This window comes from Lutispora saccharofermentans, from assembly GCF_024363565.1.
Lineage (GTDB): Bacteria > Bacillota > Clostridia > Lutisporales > Lutisporaceae > Lutispora > Lutispora saccharofermentans.
Window position 1 is genome coordinate 300,505 of record NZ_JAJEKE010000003.1, and the last position, 22,872, is coordinate 323,376.

The following is a 22,872-nucleotide window of genomic DNA, read 5'->3' on the forward strand; positions in this document are numbered from 1 at the left end:
GTAGACAGGACAAAAATAAAAACAATTGAACTGGATTTCGCCAAAAACGGAATCCAGTTTTTTTATGCGTATCCGTCAAATATAACCCACATGGGCAACAACATAGTGATATGAGATAATGCACCAAAGAATAAAATAGGAGGTGCATTTTTCATTGAACTATAAGGAAAACAGAGAGCTATGGGTGACAAGAGTGGCTTCATTCCGTGAGAGCGGTATGAACCAGTCTCAATGGTGCAAGGCAAACGAAATAAAATTGTCTGCGCTTGGGTACTGGCTAAGGAAACTAAATTCCAGGGATGATTCTGGTGCAGAAGCTGGAATCTTTGAATTTGCGAGTCTTAATGTTCCCGATACATGCTCTGCAAAAAGCATAATCTTGGAATTTGGGGCAGTTAAAATTCACCTAAACACAGATTTTGACGAGAAGTTACTCTTAAAGACTATCAGAACATTACAGCAGCTATGATAAACCAACTTCATATTGAAAAAGTCCATCTTGCATTAGGTCCCACTGATCTTCGCAAGTCTGTGGAAGGGCTTGCACTCATTGTCCAGCACATCCTGAAGATGGATCCCTTTTCAACCCACTTCTTTGCATTTTGTAACAGACGCCAAGACAAGATAAAGATATTGGTATGGGATAATAATGGTTTCTGGCTGCATTACAAACGTCTTGAGAAAGGGCATTTCAAATGGCCCTCAAAGGAAAAATGTCTATCGTTATCGCTTTCTGAAAGAGAATTCCGCTGGTTGCTGGATGGAATGAGCATAAATCAGGACTCAGCACACAAGCCGGCATTGGAGCGGGTTTTAATCTGAAAAAAGTTTTAAAAAGCCTTCAATTTCAATGGATTGGGGCTTTTTTTGTATCCGTTTTTATGGTATAATAATATCATGAGTGAAATGATTGAAAGCAAGGATTTACAACAAAATAGCGCGTCTTTTGAAGAACTGAAAAACAAGTATGCCATGCTTCAGCATGAAAATGAAATTCTGACGGCAAAACTGAAATGGTATGAGGAACAATACAAACTCAACCAGGCAAAACGTTTCGGTAAATCAAGCGACACTGTACCCACAGAACAGATTTCCTTCTTAAACGAGGCTGAAATAGCTCAAAGACCGGAAGCTGAAGAGCCGGAGCTTGAGAAAATAGTTTATGAAAGAAAGAAGAGAAAGAGAGGAACCAACAAGGATTCCTTTGCGGATCTTCCTGTTGAGCGGATAGAATATGACCTGCCTATTGATGAGCAAATCTGTCCTGTTTGCAATGGGACGATGCACTCTATGTCTGAGGAAGTCAGAAGAGAGCTTAAGGTGATACCAGCACAGGTGAGCATTGTTGAGCATGTCAGAAAAATATATACTTGCAGAGCTTGCGAAAAGGCCGAGGAAAAGGCACCGATTATTACAGCACCTATGCCGGCGCCGGTAATATCCGGCAGCTTTTTGTCACCAAGCCTGCTTGCTTTTATCATGCATCAGAAATATGTTGCCGCACTGCCATTGCACAGGCAGGAGCAAATATTTAAAGAATATGGCATTGATATATCAAGACAGAACATGGCCAACTGGATCATAAAGGGCGCAGAACTGTGGTTAGAGCCTTTATACGATAGAATGCATCAATATCTGCTTAAAGAGACATTCCTGCATGTAGATGAGAGTCCCATGCGGGTATTGACAAAGGATGGGAAGCCTACCGACAGCAAAGCGTATATGTGGCTTTATGCAACTGGCCGATATGGGAGGAAGATGGCACTCTACGAATATCAGCCATCCAGATCGGGCAAGCATGCCAAGCGCTTTCTTGAAGGATACTCCGGGCTACTTCAAAGTGATGACTATAGTGGATATAACTCCGTTGAAAATGTCATCCGTGTAGGTTGCTTTGCCCATGCTCGAAGGTATTATACGGATGCGCTGAAAGCGATTCCGAAGGGGGTTTCCATTGAATCCACCTATGCACATCAGGCGCTTGAATTTTTTAAGAAATTATTCACCCTTGAAAGTCAGTGGAACGAACTGAGTGCAGAAAAGAGATATGAAAACAGACTGAAGGAAAGCAAGCCTATACTCGAGGCTTATTTGTCATGGCTTCAGGAAGCTGAGCCAAAGGTAGTTAAGAAGAGCAAGCTGGGACAGGCTATTGCATATAGCTTATCAAATTGGGAGTTATTAACAAACTACTTAAAGGATGGGCAATGTGAACTTAGTAATAATCGTGCAGAGAGGGCAATAAAACCCTTCGTTATTGGAAGAAAAAACTTTCTCTTTGCAAAATCGCCTCACGGAGCAAAGGCCAGCGCTATTGCTTACAGTATTGCAGAGAGCGCAAAACTGAATGGACTGAATACATTCTATTACATGAAATATCTATTCGAACAGCTCCCCAATACCAGGCTTGACCGTCCAGAGGCCCTAGATCATTTGCTGCCATGGTCAGAAGAAATACCTGCAGAGTGTAAATTGCAAAAGAAATTATAAAAATGTCAAAGTCCCACTTACGACAATTATCTCATAGATGGGACTTCTTTTTGTATGTGTGCTGCTTTTGACGCTTACTAACAAATGGGAACATTTCATATGTTCCCATTTGTGCTTATTTTTGAAATCATTACCGCCGTAAAAAACCTTGACAGATAAAGCAATTCCTTCTTTAATCAATTGCAAAACTACACTAAATGTTATATTATAGTTATTGTAGAATAAACTAGAACAGGAGTGCACTTGATGGCAAAAAAATCATTAGTGTCAAAGAAAAAAACGTTTTTAATTGAAGACAAATATATAAAATACATACTATTAGCACTTATATCGGTTTTTATGATAATAATCCCATTTTATCGAGGCCTATTTTTTAGAGAAAATTATATGCCTGCTATTGCTTTTATAAGCTTATTATATTTTGCTTATTTGGTGTACAAGCTTTTACATAAAGATTATAAGATTATTGATACATATCTTGATTTAGCAGTGCTAGCTATTCCAATATGTTATTTTATATCTTTTTTATTTGGTGTTAATGCAAAGGATGGACTGGATGCAGTACTTATATATGCCAGTTATTTTATGATATATAGGATAGCGTCGGAAATAACAAAGAATGATGAAAAGAAAAAGAATATTTTGCTAAACCTTATTATCGCTAGTACTTTTATCACTGCTTTTACTTCTGTACTTGCATTATCTGATTTTATAACACCAAACGGGGTTATTGTAGATAGCAGATTATTTGGATTATATCAATATACCAATACTACCGCATCTGTATTTGCTATTGGAATAATTCTTACAATAGGCATGCTTATTAATACTACTGATATAAAATATAAATTAGCATATCAAATAGTATTAACAACTTTAATAAGTAATTTTGCATTTATTCTATCCCGTGGTGCTTTTGTTATTCTTGCAGGAATTCTATTACTAAATTTTATTCTAATAAAAACAAAGTTTAAATTAAGATTTGTTGTAAACTTTTTCATATCTCTATTATCCAATTTATTCCTAGTTTATAAATATTTTACTAACGGCCAGGCAGAGTTTGAACATATATTAGCAAATTATGTATTAAGTCTGGTAATATGTATTGGTCTTACAGTATTATTTCATATTTTGAGCAAAAATCTTTTTAAAAGTATAAATGAAAAAGCAATAAATATAGTTCTTATTGGAGTTATTATAGTCCTTATTATAGTTATAATTTTTTTGCTAAGTGTTAAAGAGCCAATTGAGTATAGAATAGAACACAGGAGTGATGAAGAGCAATCTTGGAAGTATGAAAGCTTTTATATTAATGATGTTGAAGCTTATACGGATTATACTATTGACTTTGATGTAAAATCTTCTCTTAAGAATCCAAATAGCTATGGGCTGACAATAAGAAGTTATAATCTAAAAGAAGAGTTTAAAGATATTTTCAATGAGTTTAAGTCAGTCGGACAAAATTTTGAACATAAATCAATAGATTTTACTACCTTAGAAGATACAGATAAAATACAAGTGATCTTATACAATTACGAAACAAATACTTATACAATATATAAAAATATAATGCTTAAAAATTCTTATGGTGAAATTGTAAAAAAACAAGACCGTTATAAGTATATACCTGATTTTATAGCTAACAGATTATCAGATATTAATTTAGAAACCCAGAGCGCTTCGTATAGGATAACTTTTGCTAAAGATGGCATGGAAATAATTAAAGGTAATGTTTTAATAGGAGCTGGTGGCGGTGGCTGGAAGAATCTTTATCATCGATATCAATCAATGCCTTATGATTCAACGGAAACTCATAATTTCTTCATTCAATATACAATAGAAGTAGGGTTAGTAGGGCTTCTTGCTTTAGTTGCTTTAATAATTCAGCTTTTTATAGGCTTTGCAAAGAATATTAGGAGAAAGTCCAATTACTTATATGTATATTTAGCTGTTCTATTGGTATTCTTACATTCGACTATAGATTTCAACCTGTCACTTGTTGCTGTGTCATATATATTGTGGTTGCTTATAGGAATTATAAACACAGATAGTAATATAAAACAAATAACCTTATTGCAAAATAAATGGCTACATATGATTCCGGTTGCTTTTTCTATAGTTATATTGGTTTCTTCCTCGTCTATAGCCTATGCAATTAGGTTAGGAAATAAAGCAGCAATAATTAGAAACTCAGACTTAGATAGATCTATACGGCTTTATGAAAATGCAATGAAATATGATAGATTCAATAGTGATTACAGGGCAGATTATGCCCAGATTATGAACAATAAGTTTAAAGAAACGAGAGATACCAAGTATTACAATAGTATGCTGAAACAGATTGCTAATATCAAGAAGTATGAACCATATAATTATAAATATATGCCTGTATTGGTAAATCTGCTAATTTCAAATGGAATGCTTGATGAAGCTGTGGCTATGGCAGATGATAAACTAAAAAATGAACCTATGGTTGGTCAATCTTATGCGATAAATATAGATTTGAACTATGAAATAGCAAAATACTTTTTTGAGAATGGCCAACATGAAAAAGCCATACCGTATCTTAAAAATATGATAAAGGTTAAGGAACAATATGATAAAAGAAACAGTAAAGTTATAAAACCTATAGCTCTTCCCGAAGGCTTTGATATGAAAACAGATTTAGCACTTAATTGGATAGAACAGGCAAATAAAATAAAAAAATAAAAAATAAAGTTAGGTTTTGGAGTCTTTAATTATATACAGATTTGGCGAGCTTTGTATAATAATTATAGGCTCGCCTTTTTTGGAGGTAATCATGAAAGCTTTTACCCGTAAGTTATTTTTGTTAATTATTGATATTATAATTGTTAATTTTGCGATACTATTAGCATTATATTTTAGATTCGATGGTATTATAGAACATCGTTTTATGATAGCTTATTTAAAAACTGCAATAAGTCTTACAGTAATTAAAATTTCAATTTATATGATTATGGGATTATATAATAGCTTATGGAGCTATGCAGGAATAGATGAACTCATACAAATCTTTTATGCCACCTGCCTGGATAGCATTTTCTCCTTTGGATTTGGTATTATAAGTGGGAATAGATTGCCGCGAACTGTATATTTCATGGGGTGGATATTGACATTCTTATTCTTATCAGGTTTCAGATTTAGCTATAGGATACTAAGAAGAATAAGAAATAAAAGCTTTAAAACGGTTAAAGGCGGCAATAGAATCCTCATTATAGGAGCCGGAGAAGCAGGTTCATTGTTAATAAAGGAGTTGAAGAAAAATGAAGAACCTGATTTTGTCATTGTTGGAGTTATAGATGACAATAGCAGGAAACATAACGCTACCATAAATGGCGTTCCGGTTTTAGGTGATCGATCTATCATAATAGATACTGTAAAGAGAGAGAGGATAGACGAAATAATATTTGCTATACCTTCAGCTGCTAAAAATGACATGAGAGAAATATTTCAAATATGCAAAGAGACTGATTGCAAACTAAGAACACTACCTAATCTTTATCAAATTGTCGATGGAACAATTAATATTAATCAGATAAGAGATGTTCAAATAGAAGATTTACTGGGAAGAGATCAGATAAGTTTAGAGATGCAAGGGATATCCGGCTTTTTGAGGGATCAAACTGTACTGATAACAGGCGGAGGAGGCTCTATAGGATCAGAACTATGCAGGCAGATTTCAAAGTTCTCTCCGAAGAAAATACTTATTCTTGATATTTATGAAAATAATGCTTACGAGCTATATAACGAAATAAAATATACATATGAAAGTGATGTTGAGCTTGAGGTAATAATTGCTTCTGTAAGGGACAAGCATAAAATTGAAGAAGTTTTTGAAAAATATAGGCCTACAGTTGTCTTTCATGCTGCCGCCCACAAGCATGTTCCCTTGATGGAGCAAAGCCCCGAAGAAGCTATAAAGAATAATGTAATAGGTACTTTAAATGTTGCTCAGGCGGCAGATCAATATAAAACAGAAAAGTTTGTACTTATATCGACGGATAAGGCGGTCAATCCCACAAATGTGATGGGTGCATCCAAACGATTAGCAGAAATGATTGTTCAATCCATTCAAAAAATAAGTAGAACTGAATATGCAGTAGTGCGTTTTGGCAATGTGCTTGGTAGTAATGGAAGCGTAATACCTTTGTTTAAAAAGCAGATAGCTCACGGAGGGCCAGTGACAGTAACTGATCCTGATGTAACAAGATATTTTATGACCATACCCGAAGCAGTTCAGTTAGTTATACAAGCCGGCTCAATGGCAAAGGGAGGAGAAATTTTCATACTGGACATGGGAGAACCGGTAAGAATATATGATTTAGCTTGCGATCTAATAAGACTTTCTGGCTTTGAGCCTGAAGTAGATATTAAGATTGAGTACATAGGGTTAAGGCCAGGAGAAAAGCTATTTGAAGAGCTATTAATGGATGAAGAGGGAATTGAGAGTACCTTGCATCCACAGATATTTATTGGAAAAGCTTTTGATATTGACTATTACAAACTTCTAGAGGATATTGATAAACTTAAGGAGAACTTAAATTCTCCGGACAGACTTATTTCCCAGCTTATGCTGATTGTCCCCACCTTTAGTAACGATAATATAGAAGCTGCTGCAACGAAGGATAATAGGACTCATTAGAATAATGATATATTTTTTTAGCGTTTGTTGACAAATATTCTGATTATATATATTATAGGATTAGGTGTTCAAAACATGAACGAGGGGATAAAATATGGATAGAGAATTTATAATACTTGAGAGCATTCACGAGAATTATAATATTACCCAAAGACAGCTTTCAAAGCTCACAGGGCTATCATTAGGCAGTGTAAATATTTTATTATCGAAGATGGTCAGAGAAGGCTTAATTAAGATTGAGAAGATACCGGCTAACCGTATAGTTTATATGTTAACTCCGAAGGGCATGCTTGAAAAGGTTAACAAGACTTATAATTATATAAAAATTCATTATAACTATATAAACAAAACGAAAGAAAGTATAAAATCTTATTTGCTTTCTTTATCAAAAAAAGTAGGGCAAGTGACTGTCTTGATGGAAAACGATGAGTTAAGTGAGATAACCAGAACAGCCATACAGGAATTAGGAGCCGGAGATATATCATGTGTCAACAAAATAGATGATTACACACATTGTTATGTTGTGGTACTTAACGAGAGTCGATATTTGGAACTTCTAGAAAAAGGCTGCAGAGTTCAAAACTTGCTTCAGGTACTGTAGCTTTAGTTCATATTATATAAGGGGGCGATTGTTATTAATATTCCGATTTTAGATCTCAAAAGACAATATACTAATTTAAAGGATGAAATTGGCCAAGCAATTCAAGGGGTCTTGGAATCAACCCAATTTATACTTGGTCCTAACTTGAAAGAGTTAGAGAATAAGATAGCGGCTTACTGCAATGTAAGGTATGGCATAGGCGTTGCTAATGGAACAGATGCTCTAGAGCTAACATTAAAAGCTTTGAATATTGGTGAAGGCGATGAAGTAATTACCACGCCATTTACGTTTATTGCATCTGCAGAGGTAGCATCTAAAGTAGGGGCTAAGCCAGTTTTTGCTGATATAGATCCTGATACATACCTGATAGATGTAGATAAAATTGAAGAAAAGATAACAGAGAGAACAAAGGCAATAATTCCTGTACATATTTTCGGTCAAATGTGTGATATGGACAAAATGATGAAAATAGCTGAAAAGCACAATTTATACATAATAGAAGATTCATGTCAAGCAATCGGTAGTGAATATAAGGGGAAGAAGAGCTCAAGCTTCGGTATAGCAGGATGCTTTTCATTCTATCCTACTAAGAATTTAGGCGGATATGGTGATGGGGGCATGATAGTTACTGACGATGAAGAACTGGCAGCTAAATTAAAGATACTTAGAGCGCATGGTTCTAACCCTAAATATTATCACAGCATGTTCGGGTATAATAGTCGTTTAGATGAGCTGCAGGCTGCAATTTTAAATGTTAAATTTAAATATCTTGACGAGTGGAACAGAAGAAGAAGGGAGATTGCTCATAGGTATAATGAAAAATTAAAGGTGAAAGTGCCAAAAGAAGCAACATATGAGCAATATCATACTTATCATCAATATACCATAGAAGTTGATGACAGGAAACAATTTGAAGATTATATGAAAGCCAATGGAATAGGCACCTGTATATATTATCCTGTTCCATTGCATTTACAGGAGGTATATAAGTCTCTTGGCTATAAAAAAGGTGATTTTCCCAATACAGAAAAAGCCTGCAAAAGAGTAATATCTATCCCAATATCTCCTGAGATGACAGCAGATGAACAGGAACATGTAATTGCAACTATTAATAACTTCTTTAAATAGACAAATTGAGATGGGAGAAATAATTAAATGAGCATAAAAGAGCAGTTGCTTAAGAAAATAAATGACAAAACCGCTATTGTAGGCGTAGTTGGTCTTGGCTATGTAGGACTGCCGCTGGCTGTTGAGAAAGCCAAAGCCGGCTATAAGACTATTGGATTTGATGTGCAGGAATCAAAGGTTAATCTTGTCAACTCAGGACATAACTACATTGGAGATATATTAGATGATGAAGTAGCTGTCACAGTAGAAGAAGGCTTTCTAAAGGCTACATCAGACTTTTCATTCATCAAAGATGTTGACTGTGTAGCAATATGTGTACCTACTCCTTTAGATGAGTATCAACAGCCTGATATCACTTATGTAAAAAAATCAACTGAAGACGTTGCTAAATACTTGCATAGAGGTATGTTGGTTGTTCTTGAAAGCACTACATATCCCGGGACAACAGAGGAACTATTAAAACCTATATTAGAAAAGACATCAGGACTCAAATGTGAGGGAGACTTTTTTTTGGCTTTCTCACCGGAAAGAGTAGATCCGGGAAACATCCAATATAAGACTAAAAATACTCCTAAAGTAGTTGGCGGTATAGGCAAAGATAGCACGGAAATAGCAGCTGCTTTATACAGGAACATACTCCAAACAGATGTATTTGAGGTGTCAAGCCCTGCGGTAGCAGAGATGGAAAAGATTCTTGAGAATACATATAGAAATATAAATATTGGACTAGCAAATGAAATGGCTATAATATGCAACAAGATGGGTATAAATGTTTGGGAAGTAATAGAAGCTGCCAAGACAAAGCCTTATGGATTTCAAGCATTCTATCCTGGACCTGGTTTAGGTGGTCATTGTATACCCTTAGATCCATATTATTTAACATGGAAAGTTAGAGAATATGATTATCACACAAGGCTTATTGAGACTTCAGGTGAGATAAATAACTTCATGCCTCAATATGTAGTAGAGAGAGCCTCTAAAATATTGAATAGATTTAGAAAACCCCTTAATGGATCAAAGGTTTTTATATTAGGAGTTGCATATAAGCAGGATATCGATGATTGCAGAGAGAGTCCAGCTTTGAAGGTTATGGAAAATTTTAAAAAAGAAGGATCAATAGTAGTATATAATGACCCATACATTCCAACTTGTAAATATAAAGCATGTGAATATTGTTCTGTTGAGTTGACTGCAGAGAATCTTCAAAGTGCTGACTTGGTTGTTATAACAACAATGCACAGCTGTTATGATTATGAATTTATACAAAAGAACTCAAAGTTCATATTTGATACCAAGAATGCTATGAAGAACGTAGAAGAAAGAGAAAATATAGAGCTGCTCTAGGAGGTTTGTAATGAAGAAATTGAAATTTTCCATAATAGGGTGCGGAAGAATATCGTACAAGCATATAGAAGGCTTAGCGAAGAATTTTGAAGAAGCAGAGTTAGTTGCTGTATGCGATATCGTTATAGAAAGAGCAAATAAGAGATCAGAAGAATATTACAACTTATGCGGAATAGAACCCCTTGTATATAACGATTATAGAAAGATGCTTGATGAAGTGCCTATTGATGCGATAGCAATAACTACAGAAAGCGGTTATCATTCAGAAATCTCAATATATTGTTTAAACCTAGGCAAGCATGTGCTTGTTGAGAAACCAATGGCCTTGTCAACTGCTGATGCAAAAAACATGATAGCTGCAGCAGAACAAAACAAAGTAAAATTAGCAGTATGCCACCAAAATAGATTTAATTTGCCTATAAAGCAGCTAAGAGAAGCCATAGATAAAGGACGCTTTGGAAAACTGATAAATGGAACAGCAAGGATACTTTGGTCCAGGGATATGAGCTATTATAAGCAAGCTCCGTGGAGAGGAACTTGGGAGCAAGATGGCGGTACTCTAATGAATCAATGCATACATAATATTGATCTTCTCCAATGGATGATGGGTGGAGAAATAGATACAATCTATGCACAAACCGGCAACTATATCAGGAGCATAGATGCAGAAGACTTTGGCGCTATCATTATTAGATTCAAGAATAAAGCTATTGGTATTGTCGAAGGCACTGCCTGCGTTTATCCTAAAAATTTGGAAGAAACTTTAAGCATATTTGGTGAAACAGGTACGGTATGTATTGGCGGACTAGCTGTAAACAAGATTGAAACATGGCAATTTGCTGATGAATTAGAGGATGAAGTAGCACTTACCTCATTTAAGGATGATGATCCGGACACTGTTTATGGCTTTGGGCATATTCCTTTATATAAAGATTTCATTGATGCAATCATAATGAATAAGCAGCCTTTGATAAGCGGAAAAGAAGGGATCAAAGCCATGCAGATAATATTAGCTGCATATAAATCCCAGAAAACCGGAATGCCTATAAAATATGAAGGGTTGGAATTCTCAACAATAGAAATGAAAAATAGTGATATAAGATAAAGAGGTAGGTGCCATATGAACTTTATAAGTCCAAAGTCGAAATTAGGACAAAATGTTAAGATTGGTTATTTTGCAATTATAGAGGATGATGTTACTATAGGTGACAACTGTATAATCGGTAATAATGTAACCATATATAAGGGCAGCATTATTGGATGTAATACAAGAATAGATGATAATACGGTAATAGGGAAGCAGCCGATGAAAGCCGTGACCTCTGCAACCTCAGATGATAAGCTGCAGCCTCCATGCCGATTAGGAGATAACATGATAATAGGAACATCTGTTGTTATTTATGCAGGCTGTATAATTGGACAAAGCTCCTTGATTGCTGATCTATCGACAATAAGGGAAAACGTGGCTATAGGAGAAAAAACTATTATAGGCAGAGGTGTAGCCATAGAAAACTACTGTAACATAGGCAATTATTGCAAGCTTGAAACAAACGTATACATTACGGCGTATTCAGATATTGAAGATTATGTATTTATAGCTCCGGGTGTAGTTACATCCAATGATAACTACGCAGGCAGAGACAAAGAAAGATTTAAGCATTTTAAAGGTGTGACAGTAAGAAAAGGCGGAAGAATAGGTGCTCAAGCAACAATACTGCCAGGGAAAGTAATTGCGGAAGATAGTCTGGTAGGTGCAGGCAGTGTAATAACTAAAGATACAGAGCCTGAAAAAATAACTGTCGGTAATCCTGCAAAACCATATAAAAGAGTACCTGACAGCCAACTTTTAAAAAATCAATGAATAGCTGAGGTGTAGAACTTGAAAATAGTAACAGTTGTAGGTGCAAGACCTCAATTTATAAAGGCTGCTCCTGTTTCGAGAGAGCTAAGAAAAAATCATGAAGAAATACTTGTACATACAGGACAGCATTACGATAAGAATATGTCGGATATATTCTTTGAAGAGTTGAACATACCAAAACCTGACTATAATTTGAATGTGGGTTCTGGTCATCATGGCAAGCAGACAGGCGAAATGCTTATGAAGATAGAAGAAGTTCTGTTAAATGAAAAGTCTGACGCAATGCTTGTGTATGGTGATACAAACTCCACATTGGCAGGCGCACTTGCTGCAAGCAAACTGCATATACCTGTGATACATATAGAAGCAGGTCTTAGAAGCTATAATATGCACATGCCGGAGGAGCAAAACCGTATACTTACAGATCACTTGGCTACGATGCTTTTTTGCCCTACACAAAATGCTGTAGATAACTTAGCAAAAGAAGGAATAACGAAAGGCGTCTATAATGTAGGAGACGTTATGCTTGATGCATTGCTTTATAACCTGAAAATAGCCGAGATTAAGTCAAATATATTAGCAGATATTAATGTTGCGCCCCAAAAATATATTTTAGCCACAATACATAGAGCCGAGAATACAGACAATATTGAGAATTTGACTAATATATTCAAAGCATTTTCAGAGCTGGAATGGCCTATTATTGTTCCGCTTCATCCGAGGACAAGAAACATTATAAAGAATAATGCTAATTTATTTGCATTTATTAATGACTCAAATATAAAAATAATTGAACCTCTTGCATATTTAGATATGATAATGGCCATGAAGCATGCAAAGATTATAATGACTGATTCCGGTGGCGTACAAAAAGAAGCTTACTTTTTAAAGACACCATGTATAACACTAAGGACTGAAACTGAATGGATAGAGACGGTGGAAAGTGGATGGAATATTTTATCTCAATCTAACTCAGAGACTATTAAAGATGCAGCAAGTATGTTTAAAACGAGGAATTTTAATACTCTGAAACATACTGATTGCTATGGTAATGGAGATGCTTCAAGAATAATAGGAGATATAATTGAGGCTAGGTTAAAGTAATCCTTTCCTGAAAGAGGTGACATAAATTGCTGGAACCATTTAAGCTCATATGGGAGTATAGAAAAATAATTAAATCTATAACAATCAACGATATAAAAGCTAAATATGCAGGATCTTTTTTAGGTATTCTATGGGCTTTTATATATCCCATACTATTTTTAAGTGTCTACTTTATCGTGTATGTTGTTATATTTAAAATACGACTAAATACAATGAGCACTTTTGACTATGTATTGCTGATATTTTGTGGTTTAATTCCATGGTTCGGTTTTTCAGAAGCAATAGGTACGGGAGTTAATTCAGTTACTTCAAACTCAAGTCTTTTGAAGAATACATTGTTTCCTGTTGAACTTATTCCTGTCAAAGTTGTATTTGCAAGTATGATATCTCAATTGATTGGAATGGGTTTGCTTATGTTAGTACTTATAGTTAAAGGATATATGGGTTTAGCGGTATTAGCTTTGCCCATTCTATTAATATTACAGATTGTTTTTTCTACTGGTTTAGTATGGATATTAGCAAGTTTAAATGTTTTTTTTAGAGATATAGGTCAGATAATTACAGTTGTTTTAATAATGCTTATGATGGTTTCACCTATAGCATATACGAATGAAATGATTTCTCCTCAGATTCTACCATATATGAAGGCAAATCCTTTATATTATTTGATAACTATGTTAAGAGATATTCTAATGTTTAATAGACTGCCTGGCATATATGATTTCTCAATATTTTTATCAGTTTCAGTATTTGTATTTTATTTGGGGTACTTTGTATTTTCACGATTGAAAGTGGTGTTTGCTGATTATGTATAAGGCTAATGATGATTATTCTATTACTATAGAAAATCTGTCAAAAATGTATAAAATTTATCACAAAAAAAGAGATCGTATACTTGATTTGCTGAACCTAAAACTGTTTATGGACAGAAACTCTTATGATGAGTTTTGGGCTTTAAAAGATGTTGGCATTAAGATACCTAAGGGTATGAAATTAGGTATCTTGGGACGGAATGGAGCAGGGAAAAGTACCCTTTTAAAAATAATAACCGGTAATATAAAACCTACAAACGGGCAAATAACAATAAATGGTAAAATATCAGCTTTACTAGAATTAGGCACAGGGTTCCATCCAGAATTTACTGGCAGAGAAAACATATATGCTTCATTAGCATATATGGGTATTGATCAAAAAGAGGCAGAACAGAGGTATGATGATATACTAGATTTTTCTGAGCTTGAAGACTTTATAGATAAACCTGTAAAAACATATTCAGCTGGAATGTATGCAAGGCTGGCATTTTCTGTAGCTACATCAATAGAACCTGAAATTTTAATAATTGATGAGGTTTTAGGTGCAGGGGATACTTATTTTGTGAATAAATGTATAGAGCGAATGAAAAAGCTTACGGAAGGTGGAACTACTGTTTTATTTGTATCTCATGATATTTCTTCTGTTCAGAAGATGTGTACCCATGCAATTTGGATTGACAATGGAAAGCTATTAATGCAAGGCGATATTATAGATGTTTCAAAAGCTTACTTAGCCTCAGTACGTAAACAAGAGGAACTAAGGTTAAAGGCAGAAAATATGAAACTCAAAAGAAATGTTGTAAAGGCTTTTGAAAATAATGATTCTACTCAGCTTCTATTTCATTTCATTACTCAAGATGGAGAGCCTAAAGAAAAACATCCAATAAATAAAATATCATTATATAAGAACGGTGTTATGATTGATGAGTTAATACTAGGAGATGCCATGGATAATGATAACACTAGAAGTATTTTTCTTCTCACTAGCAAAGGGACGATAAACTGGTCTGAACCACTAAAATATGATGGTAGATGTATTAGAAGTTTTGAAAATGTTGGCGGTATATATAAGCATGCTGTGTTCGTTGTAAATATTGTAGAAGATAGTAATGCTTTAGACAAATCAAACTATGAAATTGAAATTGGATATAAAGATGTTACAAACGAAAAAGTAATACTAGAATTATATAATGGGCAATCCTATGTGAAAATAGGTGAGCTACAGAATATAAATGATGGCAAATGGAAAAAAAGCAAATGCAGTATTGATTCTATTTATTTAGGCTATAAAAACAAAGAGGTAGTAAAAGAAGAAAGTCATAAAACAGTCAATGTTAAGAATAATAATATAATAAAAGAAAAGAGTCTTGATAAAATTGATAGAAATACTAATGATATATATGGAAGCGGAGAAATAATAATAGGTGATGTTAAATTTATGGATGAAAATGAAATTCCTAAATATACTTTTATAACTGGTGAAAAGATGATATGTAGAATATCGTATATTGCGTCTCAAAATATTATTAACCCTGTTTTCGTAGTTGCTTTATATAAATACGATGGCACATGTATATCACAACTTATTTCTAATAAAGATAATTTTATTATTGACAAGTTAAATGGCAGAGGATCTGTTGATGTCATATTTGATCCTCTTTTGATTGGCAGAGGTGAATACATAATATCAATAGCAATTTTTAAAGAGCTTAATCTTCTTGATGCGGCAGAACCGGAAGCCTATGATTTGCATGATAGAAAGTACAAACTAAAAATTGAACAGCCTTTTGGTATTAATACAGAGTTAGGCCTAATAAATCATCCAGTAAGGTGGAATATAAGATATGTTGAATGATAATACATTAAAATACTATAATGCTTCAGAATTATGGAGCGGTGATGCTGCTCCTGAGCAAAAGCTTCTCTTAGACAAAGTTTTAAGTATGCTTCCTGAAGATATTGAATCAATTTTAGATGTGGGTTGTGGTAATGGAGTAATTACTAATCAGCTACCCAATGATAAGCATGTGTGTGGGTTGGATATAAGCGACGAAGCTCTAAAATATGTGGATAGAGACACGAAGGTAGGTTCAATAGATAAACTGCCTTTTGATGATGATGCTTTTGATTTGCTTCTTTCGACTGATACGATTGAACATTTGTCAATTGACATATACCGTAATGGATTGAATGAGATGCAAAGAGTTGCAAGAAAATACATAATGATAGCTGCCCCATATATGGAGGACTTAGAGCTTGCAAAAGCAAAATGCTCAGAATGTGGTTGCGAATACCATATAAATTGGCATTTGCGTTCATTGGATATAAAGAAAATTGTAGATGAAATCGGAACAAAAAAATTTAGTTTATGTAGCATAGGATTCAGCGGTGATTCTTGGCCATTTTATTGTGATGCGGTGGATAAAGTTGATCGTATAGCGAATAATAATTTTCATATCTGGGATAGAGCAGTATGCCCTTTATGCAGCTCATCTGAAACTGTTAAGCAAGGAATTGAGGCAATAGGGGGATTAGATAAATTAAGAAAAGAATGTTTTAATGAAAACCTTAGAATGAACTCTAATTACATGCCAACAAGAAATGAGATGCTATTACTATTTAAAGCAAAGAATTGCCATAGCGGTTGGAATGATGGATTTGATAAAGATAAGTTGTTTTTTTACATAAAAACTGATAAAAGAGAAAATGAGAAAATTGATAGTAAAGCTAGATTAATGCACAAGGGTTGCTATGATATAGCTATTGGTTCTAATTATAATAGCAGGTTAGATACTAAGAAATTTAGTATTCATCCCTATATAATTGATAATGAAAATATAAATTGGGGAAGCATCCAGCTAATAGATGACAGATTAGCTAGGCGGTATATTAAAAAAAATGAATCGCCTAATCATGCTGTTTTTATCATTCCTGAGTTTACAAAGGACGGTTTCAATATTACAATATCCTACAAAGATTGTTCTGAAGTACCGCTTACTCTTCAAGTTTATGATAAAAATGATTCTTATATACGCTTGGGTGACCTTGAATGCAAAAATGATTCCATGTGGAAAACATCTGTATTCAGTGTTCCACCTAACATTGATTGTTTAGATGAAGGATATATATTTGATCTTGTTTGTTATAATGAAGAGATTGAGCCCACTTATTATATAGATAAGATACTCATTGATGGAAGTTACATTCTTGAAAATACATTAAATGAATTATGCGATAAAGAATTTGCTGATGATATGTATAAGTTTTATGAATTAGAGCTAAATGAAGCAATGTTAAGTGATACTATTATACATGTAGAAGGCATAAATGATGCAAAAGGGTTTGGCTTATTATTTGAAAATATTGTAGTAAATCTTGATAAATATAAAATAGATGATGGCTTATTTGAAACACATATATATAAATGGGTATTTAATGATCCGTATTTTAATGAAGCCATAAACGCTAGCAAGATATATAATAATGATATGAAATCTAAGGTCTATAAACTTTTTCAGAATAATTTTGACTATAACTTACTTAAAGAGGTATGCAATAAGGGTCTCATAGGTAATAGAGTTTTAGCATCAAGCATAAATGATAAATCCAAAACTATTATTGACTTGTTGCATGAATTGAGAAATAAGGAGCTTGAAGAAAAAGAGAAAATACAATCCGAGTTACAAATTATGATAAGAATGCTAAAAGATTTAAATAAAATTAATAGCAATTATGAGATTATTTTAAAAGAATTTGAAGAAAAAGAAAAAATGCAATCCGAGTTACATGCTATGATAAAAATGTTGGATGATTTAAATAGAATTAATAGCAATTATGAGATTGTTTCAAAGGAATATAGGGATAGAATAGCTACGCTTAATGAAGAATTAAGTTTAAGCCGTGTTGAAATAAAAGATCTAAAAGATAAAATTGCAGAACTTGACTTAAGAATGTCAGATTTTATATATCAAATAAAAGAAAAAGATAGTGATATCAAAAGAATGAAGGAAACAATTGAAAAGCTAAATAATAGAAAGTTATGTGACTTTATTTTTAAGAAGGGAGAGCAAGCATGAATGTTTTAATTTTAACTCCCGATACTGACATTGACAGACGGATTGTGCTTCAGGCTAATGCTTTAGTGGAGTTTGGGCATAAGGTTACAATAGTTGGGGTACCTTATCAAGGAGATAATTTTTTGTCAGGATATATTTCTGATAATATAAGAGTAAAAAGAATAGATTCAAAAGATATAAATTATGATAATTTGTTGGTCAAGCTATATAAGAAATTTCATGCAGATATCAATAGTTTAGCGGTTAAAAGAAACAAAGCATTAAATACATATTATAACAAAAGTGCTATATATATTGATGAGACAAGCAGTCTTAAACCTATAAAGCATATGAATAATAAAGTTGTTTCATTAAACATTAAGATTATGAATTTTGTTAGCACAAAGACTATTGTATTTATGCAACAATTAGTAAATTTCATATACAGAATAGCTTTATTTTTTGTTAGGCTTTTAAAAATTAACTTTTTTCCAAACTTTGATATGGCTTTCTTCAATGCTGGTATCAAAGAAGATGCTGATATAATAATAGCCAATGATTTGCCATCACTTAAAGCTGCCTCTATAATAGCTCAAGAAAAAGGTATTCCATTAATATACGATGCACATGAGAATTATACAGAACAATGCACTCTTATGAAAAAGTATGCCAAACAGTTAGAAAAAGTTGAAGCGGAGATATTACCTAATGTTAATTTTTGGATTGTTCCAAATGAACTTTTAGGGAATTGTATGATAGAGAAATATGGGAATAAATATAAAAAGAATATAGACAAGCCTCTGGTTATACAAAATGCTATAGATAGGTGGAATGAATATGAGACATGCAAAGATAATGATATTTTAAGAAAGAAATTGGGTATTGGTGAGAATAAAAAAATTCTTTTGTTTCAAGGTGGCTTTTTAGCAAAAAGAAACCTTGAAAATTTAGTTAAGAGTATGAAGTATGTAATGAACACTGACGTAGTACTTGTGATGTTAGGCTTTGGAAGTTTTGGAGAAGTTTTAAAAAATATAGCAAGAAGGAGTAAGCTTGATAAAAAAGTTATATTCATGGATGCTGTACCTCAGCAGGAATTATTAAGATATACATGTTCGGCAGATGCAGGTATTATTCCATATCCTGCAGTAGATAAAAATACATATTATTGCTCACCAAATAAGTTATATGAGTATATCCAAGCGAGATTGCCAATATTGGCTAATGATTTACCTTTCATAAAAAAGGTACTGGAAGATAATGAAATAGGGAAGGTAGAAGATTTTTCTAATCCTCGAAACATAGCAAGGGCTATAGACTCAATCTTTAGTGATGAAATAGATTTGAAGAAGTATAGATATAACTTAAATAAATTATCGGATTTAGTTTGTTGGGAAGCTGAAAAACAGAAACTTATAGATGAATACTGCAAATACATAAAAGATTTCAATCAATTTGAAAAAGTATCTACAATGTAATATACATAAATATAGTTATGAGGGATGTTAATATGTTTGGTTTTTATAATATAAGAAATAATAAAATTAGAAAGTATGAAATTGCATTTATTTTGATTTCAGTAATACTTATATCCATTACGCTTGCAGCTTGTTCCGATGCAAATAGTGTAATTAAGGGGGGGATTGTAAAAGACGACATAGCTATGAATCAAACAGATGTTAATAATGCTGAGCATTCAGTTGATAAAAACGGAGTTCCTATATTAAAAATAAAGGGAGTAGGAGAAGTAAGACATCCTGGATGGGTAGGCATGTATGCATTACAATACTCGGGTAATGAATCTTTTTATGATAAAGAAGTTGATAAGGACTTAACTAAGTTTCAAGCATGCATAAAGTGGTTAGAGGAGAATTTAGAAAAGAATTCGAATGGTGATTATGTATGGCTATACAAATTTGACAGCACATATAACGATGTGAATATCAAAGCACCTTGGTATAGTGCTTTTGCACAGGCAGTGGGGATTGAAGCTCTTGTGGCAGCTTATGATACTGATAAAGATATAAGGCATTTAGAGATAGCTGAGAAAGCATCAAAAGTTTTATATAGAGACATTAATGACGGTGGATTGCTATTTCAGAAAGGTAACGATATATGGTTCGAGGAGATACCAGTTCCTGCTGAAAATCCTACTCATGTGTTAAATGGACATATGCGAGCTGTAATAGCACTTAAGAAATTGGCTATTGCCAGCAATAATAAGATCATTGACGAGTGGGCATCTAAAGGAGCTGAAACTTTAAATAGATGGCTGCCTAAATATGATAACGGATATTGGTTAAGGTATGACCTTAACCCTAAGAAGAATGAGCTTCTTTTTAGATTTACAAATCCATATGGATACAAGCTTGCAGATATTCCGATAGATAAAATTACTCATAGAGATCCAATAAGCGGCAAGGAAGCCATACTAGATGTAGGAAATAGTGACCCAGAAGGAGAACTCAGAATAGCAGGTAATGATTGGGGACAGATAGAAGAAATAGATGGAAGGACGGTAAGAAGGTTAAAACCTGTAGTTCCTGTATCGGTTGCTGAAGGAAATGATGGAGAAATGCATTCGCCATATACTTACTTTTATTTAAAGTTGCCTATGGAGTGGACTGATAACCTAAGAGAAGACTGGCTTGAGCTGACGATAGAGTATAAAGATGAAATACAAGGTAATCTTTCAGTTCAAATGCGTTCAATTTGCGAAGGAACTGCATTTAGAGATTTACGGGATGGAGATTTACTATTGACAGGTTCCGGTAAGTGGAGACAATGGAAAATTCCAATAAGACCATCTGATTTGGGATTTTGGACTGGAAGTTTTTATTCTGATAAGCATGTTTTATATTTAAAGGAATTAACGAAGTACTATGATGAACTTAGTGCGTGGTATAATATATCTACTGCTTATTTTAATATGAATTCTATAGATTTAACAAAGATAAAGTATGTTAAAAATAATGTTCAAGAAGTCCTAAAACAGACACCGTCCATACCTTTATTTTCACTTGATAAAGAAGGTGCTGTTCGTCAGCATTTAGCAGGTAAAAGAACAAAATTTATTAATGGTATGTGGGATGGGAAAAGTGAATGCGGAGAGCCAGGATATTCTCCATACACTATAGCTATTCAAGCAATTGAAGGATCTAAATATTTTTCAGACAACTTTTTTATGGATAAAAGCTTACTTAACAATTTTAGTCAAAATTATAGGAGAGAGTATAATTGGATAACTAATGAAAATGTTAATACCATAAGTAATGAATCAGCGTATAATTGGCTTAATAAAAATAAAGTGATAATAAAGGATGGATATACATGGAGGTTTTCCTTTGAAAATGCGTATAATGACGTGTATCAGAAGCCTGGATGGCAATCCGCATTTTCTCAAAAATATATAATAGATGCATATATGAAAATTAATGATAAGGAAACTGTAAAGAAAGCTGCATATGCTTATAAATACCCAACGTCAGTTGGAGGAATATCCTCACTTGATAAGAATAATAATATATGGTTTGAAGAAGTGCCTAACAACACTCATATTTTGAATGCTCATTTGACAAGTCTTGTAACTTTAAACAATGTGTATGAGTATTTAAATGATAGTATTATAGGAGATGTTTATGAAGACGGCTTGAAAAGCTTAAAAAAATACCTTTATACTTATGATACCGGATATTGGTCAAAGTATGATCATAATCCTAAAAAGGAGATATTGTTTCAGATAGATTGGATTTCGGGAGAAAAATCTCCCGCTATTGACACCATAGAATTATTAAACCCACAAACGAATACTGCTACTAGGGTTGATGTTGGATCTTCAAATGATTTTGCTGGATATCCGAGAATATCAGGTAGTGAATGGTCTTCAGTAGAGAATGTTGATGGTAAGACTGCACGAAGGTTTATTAATGGATACAAGGTTAATAAAGAGCCAATAAAGAACGCTACAAGACATAATGTATATTTTTTTGGAGTTTTACCAGAGCAGAAGTTTGATGATTATTTTGATGTACCAAGTCATAAATTATTGATAAATTATAAGGATGATGTTAAGGGAACATTTTCTATAAAGGCTCAATCAATTTCTGAGGGTAATAATCTAGAATTTATTCCACTTAGAAATGCAATTGTTGAATGTGTAGGAGACGGGAAATGGAAAACCGCTGCAATAACTATTAGACCTCAAGATTTAGGCTGGTATATGGGTTCAGATTATCAAAAATTTCATGTTGATCAACTTAAATTGATTGCTGATATAACTAAGGATTGGTACTTTGAACAATATACTGAAAAATGGGAGTATTATTTATCACAATATAAAAATAAGAAGCCTGTAATTGAAGAAAGCGATTCACTTAAATTAATAGATATTTCCAGCCAAGTAAAAGTAATTAATAGCTCTCCAATGTATGATGGGTTTGAAATCGAAAACTCACTTGATGGGAATCCTAATGATGATTATACTGCAGGAATTGAAGGGATTCTCCCGCAATTTTTCATATTAGAGATATCAAATAAAAAGGAAATTAAAGAGATCGAGTTAATATGGGAAAGTGAATCAAACTATGGTGTTAGCTATACAATTGAAATCACAGAAAAAGATGATAAAGTTAAATATAAAGAAGATATAGTTAATCAAAATGGCCAATACCAGAAAATTATTCTGCCCAATAATATTAGTGGTGAGAAAATTAAATTTATAATTAATAAAACTAATGGGCAGAACAGAATATTACTAAGGCAAATAAAAATTAATGTACTGCTATAAGAGATGGTATTTTATAAGGAGGGAAAAC

The 22,872-nt window shown here is 33.4% G+C and carries 16 protein-coding genes; all 16 read left to right on the forward strand.

Annotated elements, in window-relative coordinates; genetic code table 11:
* Positions 1-154: 154 nt before the first annotated feature.
* Positions 155-469: an IS66 family insertion sequence element accessory protein TnpA gene (gene tnpA, locus LJD61_RS06255; RefSeq protein ID WP_255226664.1), complete on the forward strand. Its 315-nt coding sequence runs from the start codon at positions 155-157 to the stop codon at positions 467-469.
* Entirely contained in the window at positions 466-822 is a 357-nt protein-coding gene (tnpB, locus tag LJD61_RS20700) for an IS66 family insertion sequence element accessory protein TnpB (RefSeq protein ID WP_408614915.1), read from the forward strand. Before tnpA ends, tnpB begins: the two co-directional genes overlap by 4 nt.
* A gap of 75 nt (positions 823-897) precedes the next feature.
* Positions 898-2,490, forward strand: coding sequence for an IS66 family transposase (gene tnpC, locus LJD61_RS06260; protein WP_255226665.1), 1,593 nt, complete (start codon positions 898-900; stop codon positions 2,488-2,490).
* A gap of 246 nt (positions 2,491-2,736) precedes the next feature.
* Entirely contained in the window at positions 2,737-5,199 is a 2,463-nt protein-coding gene (locus LJD61_RS06265; RefSeq protein WP_255226666.1) for an O-antigen ligase family protein, read from the forward strand.
* A gap of 91 nt (positions 5,200-5,290) precedes the next feature.
* Positions 5,291-7,153 (forward strand): polysaccharide biosynthesis protein, encoded by a 1,863-nt coding sequence (locus LJD61_RS06270; RefSeq protein ID WP_255226667.1) that lies wholly within the window; start codon positions 5,291-5,293, stop codon positions 7,151-7,153.
* Positions 7,154-7,247: 94 nt separating this feature from the next.
* Positions 7,248-7,754, forward strand: coding sequence for a winged helix-turn-helix transcriptional regulator (locus LJD61_RS06275; protein WP_255226668.1), 507 nt, complete (start codon positions 7,248-7,250; stop codon positions 7,752-7,754).
* A 33-nt stretch (positions 7,755-7,787) separates the two neighbouring features.
* Complete coding sequence (locus LJD61_RS06280) at positions 7,788-8,882, forward strand: DegT/DnrJ/EryC1/StrS family aminotransferase (RefSeq protein WP_255226693.1); 1,095 nt, start codon at positions 7,788-7,790, stop codon at positions 8,880-8,882.
* 27 nt (positions 8,883-8,909) lie between these two features.
* Entirely contained in the window at positions 8,910-10,226 is a 1,317-nt protein-coding gene (locus tag LJD61_RS06285) for a nucleotide sugar dehydrogenase (protein WP_255226669.1), read from the forward strand.
* A 10-nt stretch (positions 10,227-10,236) separates the two neighbouring features.
* Positions 10,237-11,331 (forward strand): Gfo/Idh/MocA family protein, encoded by a 1,095-nt coding sequence (locus LJD61_RS06290; RefSeq protein WP_255226670.1) that lies wholly within the window; start codon positions 10,237-10,239, stop codon positions 11,329-11,331.
* A gap of 15 nt (positions 11,332-11,346) precedes the next feature.
* Positions 11,347-12,087 (forward strand): acyltransferase, encoded by a 741-nt coding sequence (locus LJD61_RS06295; RefSeq protein ID WP_255226671.1) that lies wholly within the window; start codon positions 11,347-11,349, stop codon positions 12,085-12,087.
* 18 nt (positions 12,088-12,105) lie between these two features.
* Complete coding sequence (gene wecB / locus LJD61_RS06300; RefSeq protein WP_255226672.1) at positions 12,106-13,191, forward strand: non-hydrolyzing UDP-N-acetylglucosamine 2-epimerase; 1,086 nt, start codon at positions 12,106-12,108, stop codon at positions 13,189-13,191.
* Positions 13,192-13,217: 26 nt separating this feature from the next.
* Complete coding sequence (locus LJD61_RS06305; RefSeq protein ID WP_255226673.1) at positions 13,218-14,006, forward strand: ABC transporter permease; 789 nt, start codon at positions 13,218-13,220, stop codon at positions 14,004-14,006.
* Complete coding sequence (locus tag LJD61_RS06310) at positions 13,999-15,858, forward strand: ABC transporter ATP-binding protein (protein ID WP_255226674.1); 1,860 nt, start codon at positions 13,999-14,001, stop codon at positions 15,856-15,858. Before LJD61_RS06305 ends, LJD61_RS06310 begins: the two co-directional genes overlap by 8 nt.
* Entirely contained in the window at positions 15,848-18,079 is a 2,232-nt protein-coding gene (locus LJD61_RS06315) for a methyltransferase domain-containing protein (protein WP_255226675.1), read from the forward strand. Before LJD61_RS06310 ends, LJD61_RS06315 begins: the two co-directional genes overlap by 11 nt.
* The gene (locus LJD61_RS06320) at positions 18,076-19,536 is read left to right on the forward strand and encodes a glycosyltransferase family 4 protein (protein WP_255226676.1); all 1,461 of its coding nucleotides are present in this window, start codon (positions 18,076-18,078) and stop codon (positions 19,534-19,536) included. Before LJD61_RS06315 ends, LJD61_RS06320 begins: the two co-directional genes overlap by 4 nt.
* Before the next feature lie 32 nt (positions 19,537-19,568).
* Positions 19,569-22,844 (forward strand): D-glucuronyl C5-epimerase family protein, encoded by a 3,276-nt coding sequence (locus LJD61_RS06325; RefSeq protein ID WP_255226677.1) that lies wholly within the window; start codon positions 19,569-19,571, stop codon positions 22,842-22,844.
* Positions 22,845-22,872: the final 28 nt, after the last annotated feature.

Excerpts from the sequence above, each read along its gene's own strand:
- tnpB (WP_408614915.1), top strand. The coding sequence starts at position 466 with ATGATAAACCAACTTCATATTGAAAAAGTCCATCTTGCATTAGGTCCC.
- tnpC (WP_255226665.1), top strand. The coding sequence starts at position 898 with ATGAGTGAAATGATTGAAAGCAAGGATTTACAACAAAATAGCGCGTCT.
- LJD61_RS06265 (WP_255226666.1), top strand. The coding sequence starts at position 2,737 with ATGGCAAAAAAATCATTAGTGTCAAAGAAAAAAACGTTTTTAATTGAA.
- LJD61_RS06270 (WP_255226667.1), top strand. The coding sequence starts at position 5,291 with ATGAAAGCTTTTACCCGTAAGTTATTTTTGTTAATTATTGATATTATA.
- LJD61_RS06275 (WP_255226668.1), top strand. The coding sequence starts at position 7,248 with ATGGATAGAGAATTTATAATACTTGAGAGCATTCACGAGAATTATAAT.
- LJD61_RS06285 (WP_255226669.1), top strand. The coding sequence starts at position 8,910 with ATGAGCATAAAAGAGCAGTTGCTTAAGAAAATAAATGACAAAACCGCT.
- LJD61_RS06290 (WP_255226670.1), top strand. The coding sequence starts at position 10,237 with ATGAAGAAATTGAAATTTTCCATAATAGGGTGCGGAAGAATATCGTAC.
- LJD61_RS06295 (WP_255226671.1), top strand. The coding sequence starts at position 11,347 with ATGAACTTTATAAGTCCAAAGTCGAAATTAGGACAAAATGTTAAGATT.
- LJD61_RS06310 (WP_255226674.1), top strand. The coding sequence starts at position 13,999 with ATGTATAAGGCTAATGATGATTATTCTATTACTATAGAAAATCTGTCA.
- LJD61_RS06315 (WP_255226675.1), top strand. The coding sequence starts at position 15,848 with ATGTTGAATGATAATACATTAAAATACTATAATGCTTCAGAATTATGG.
- LJD61_RS06320 (WP_255226676.1), top strand. The coding sequence starts at position 18,076 with ATGAATGTTTTAATTTTAACTCCCGATACTGACATTGACAGACGGATT.
- LJD61_RS06325 (WP_255226677.1), top strand. The coding sequence starts at position 19,569 with ATGTTTGGTTTTTATAATATAAGAAATAATAAAATTAGAAAGTATGAA.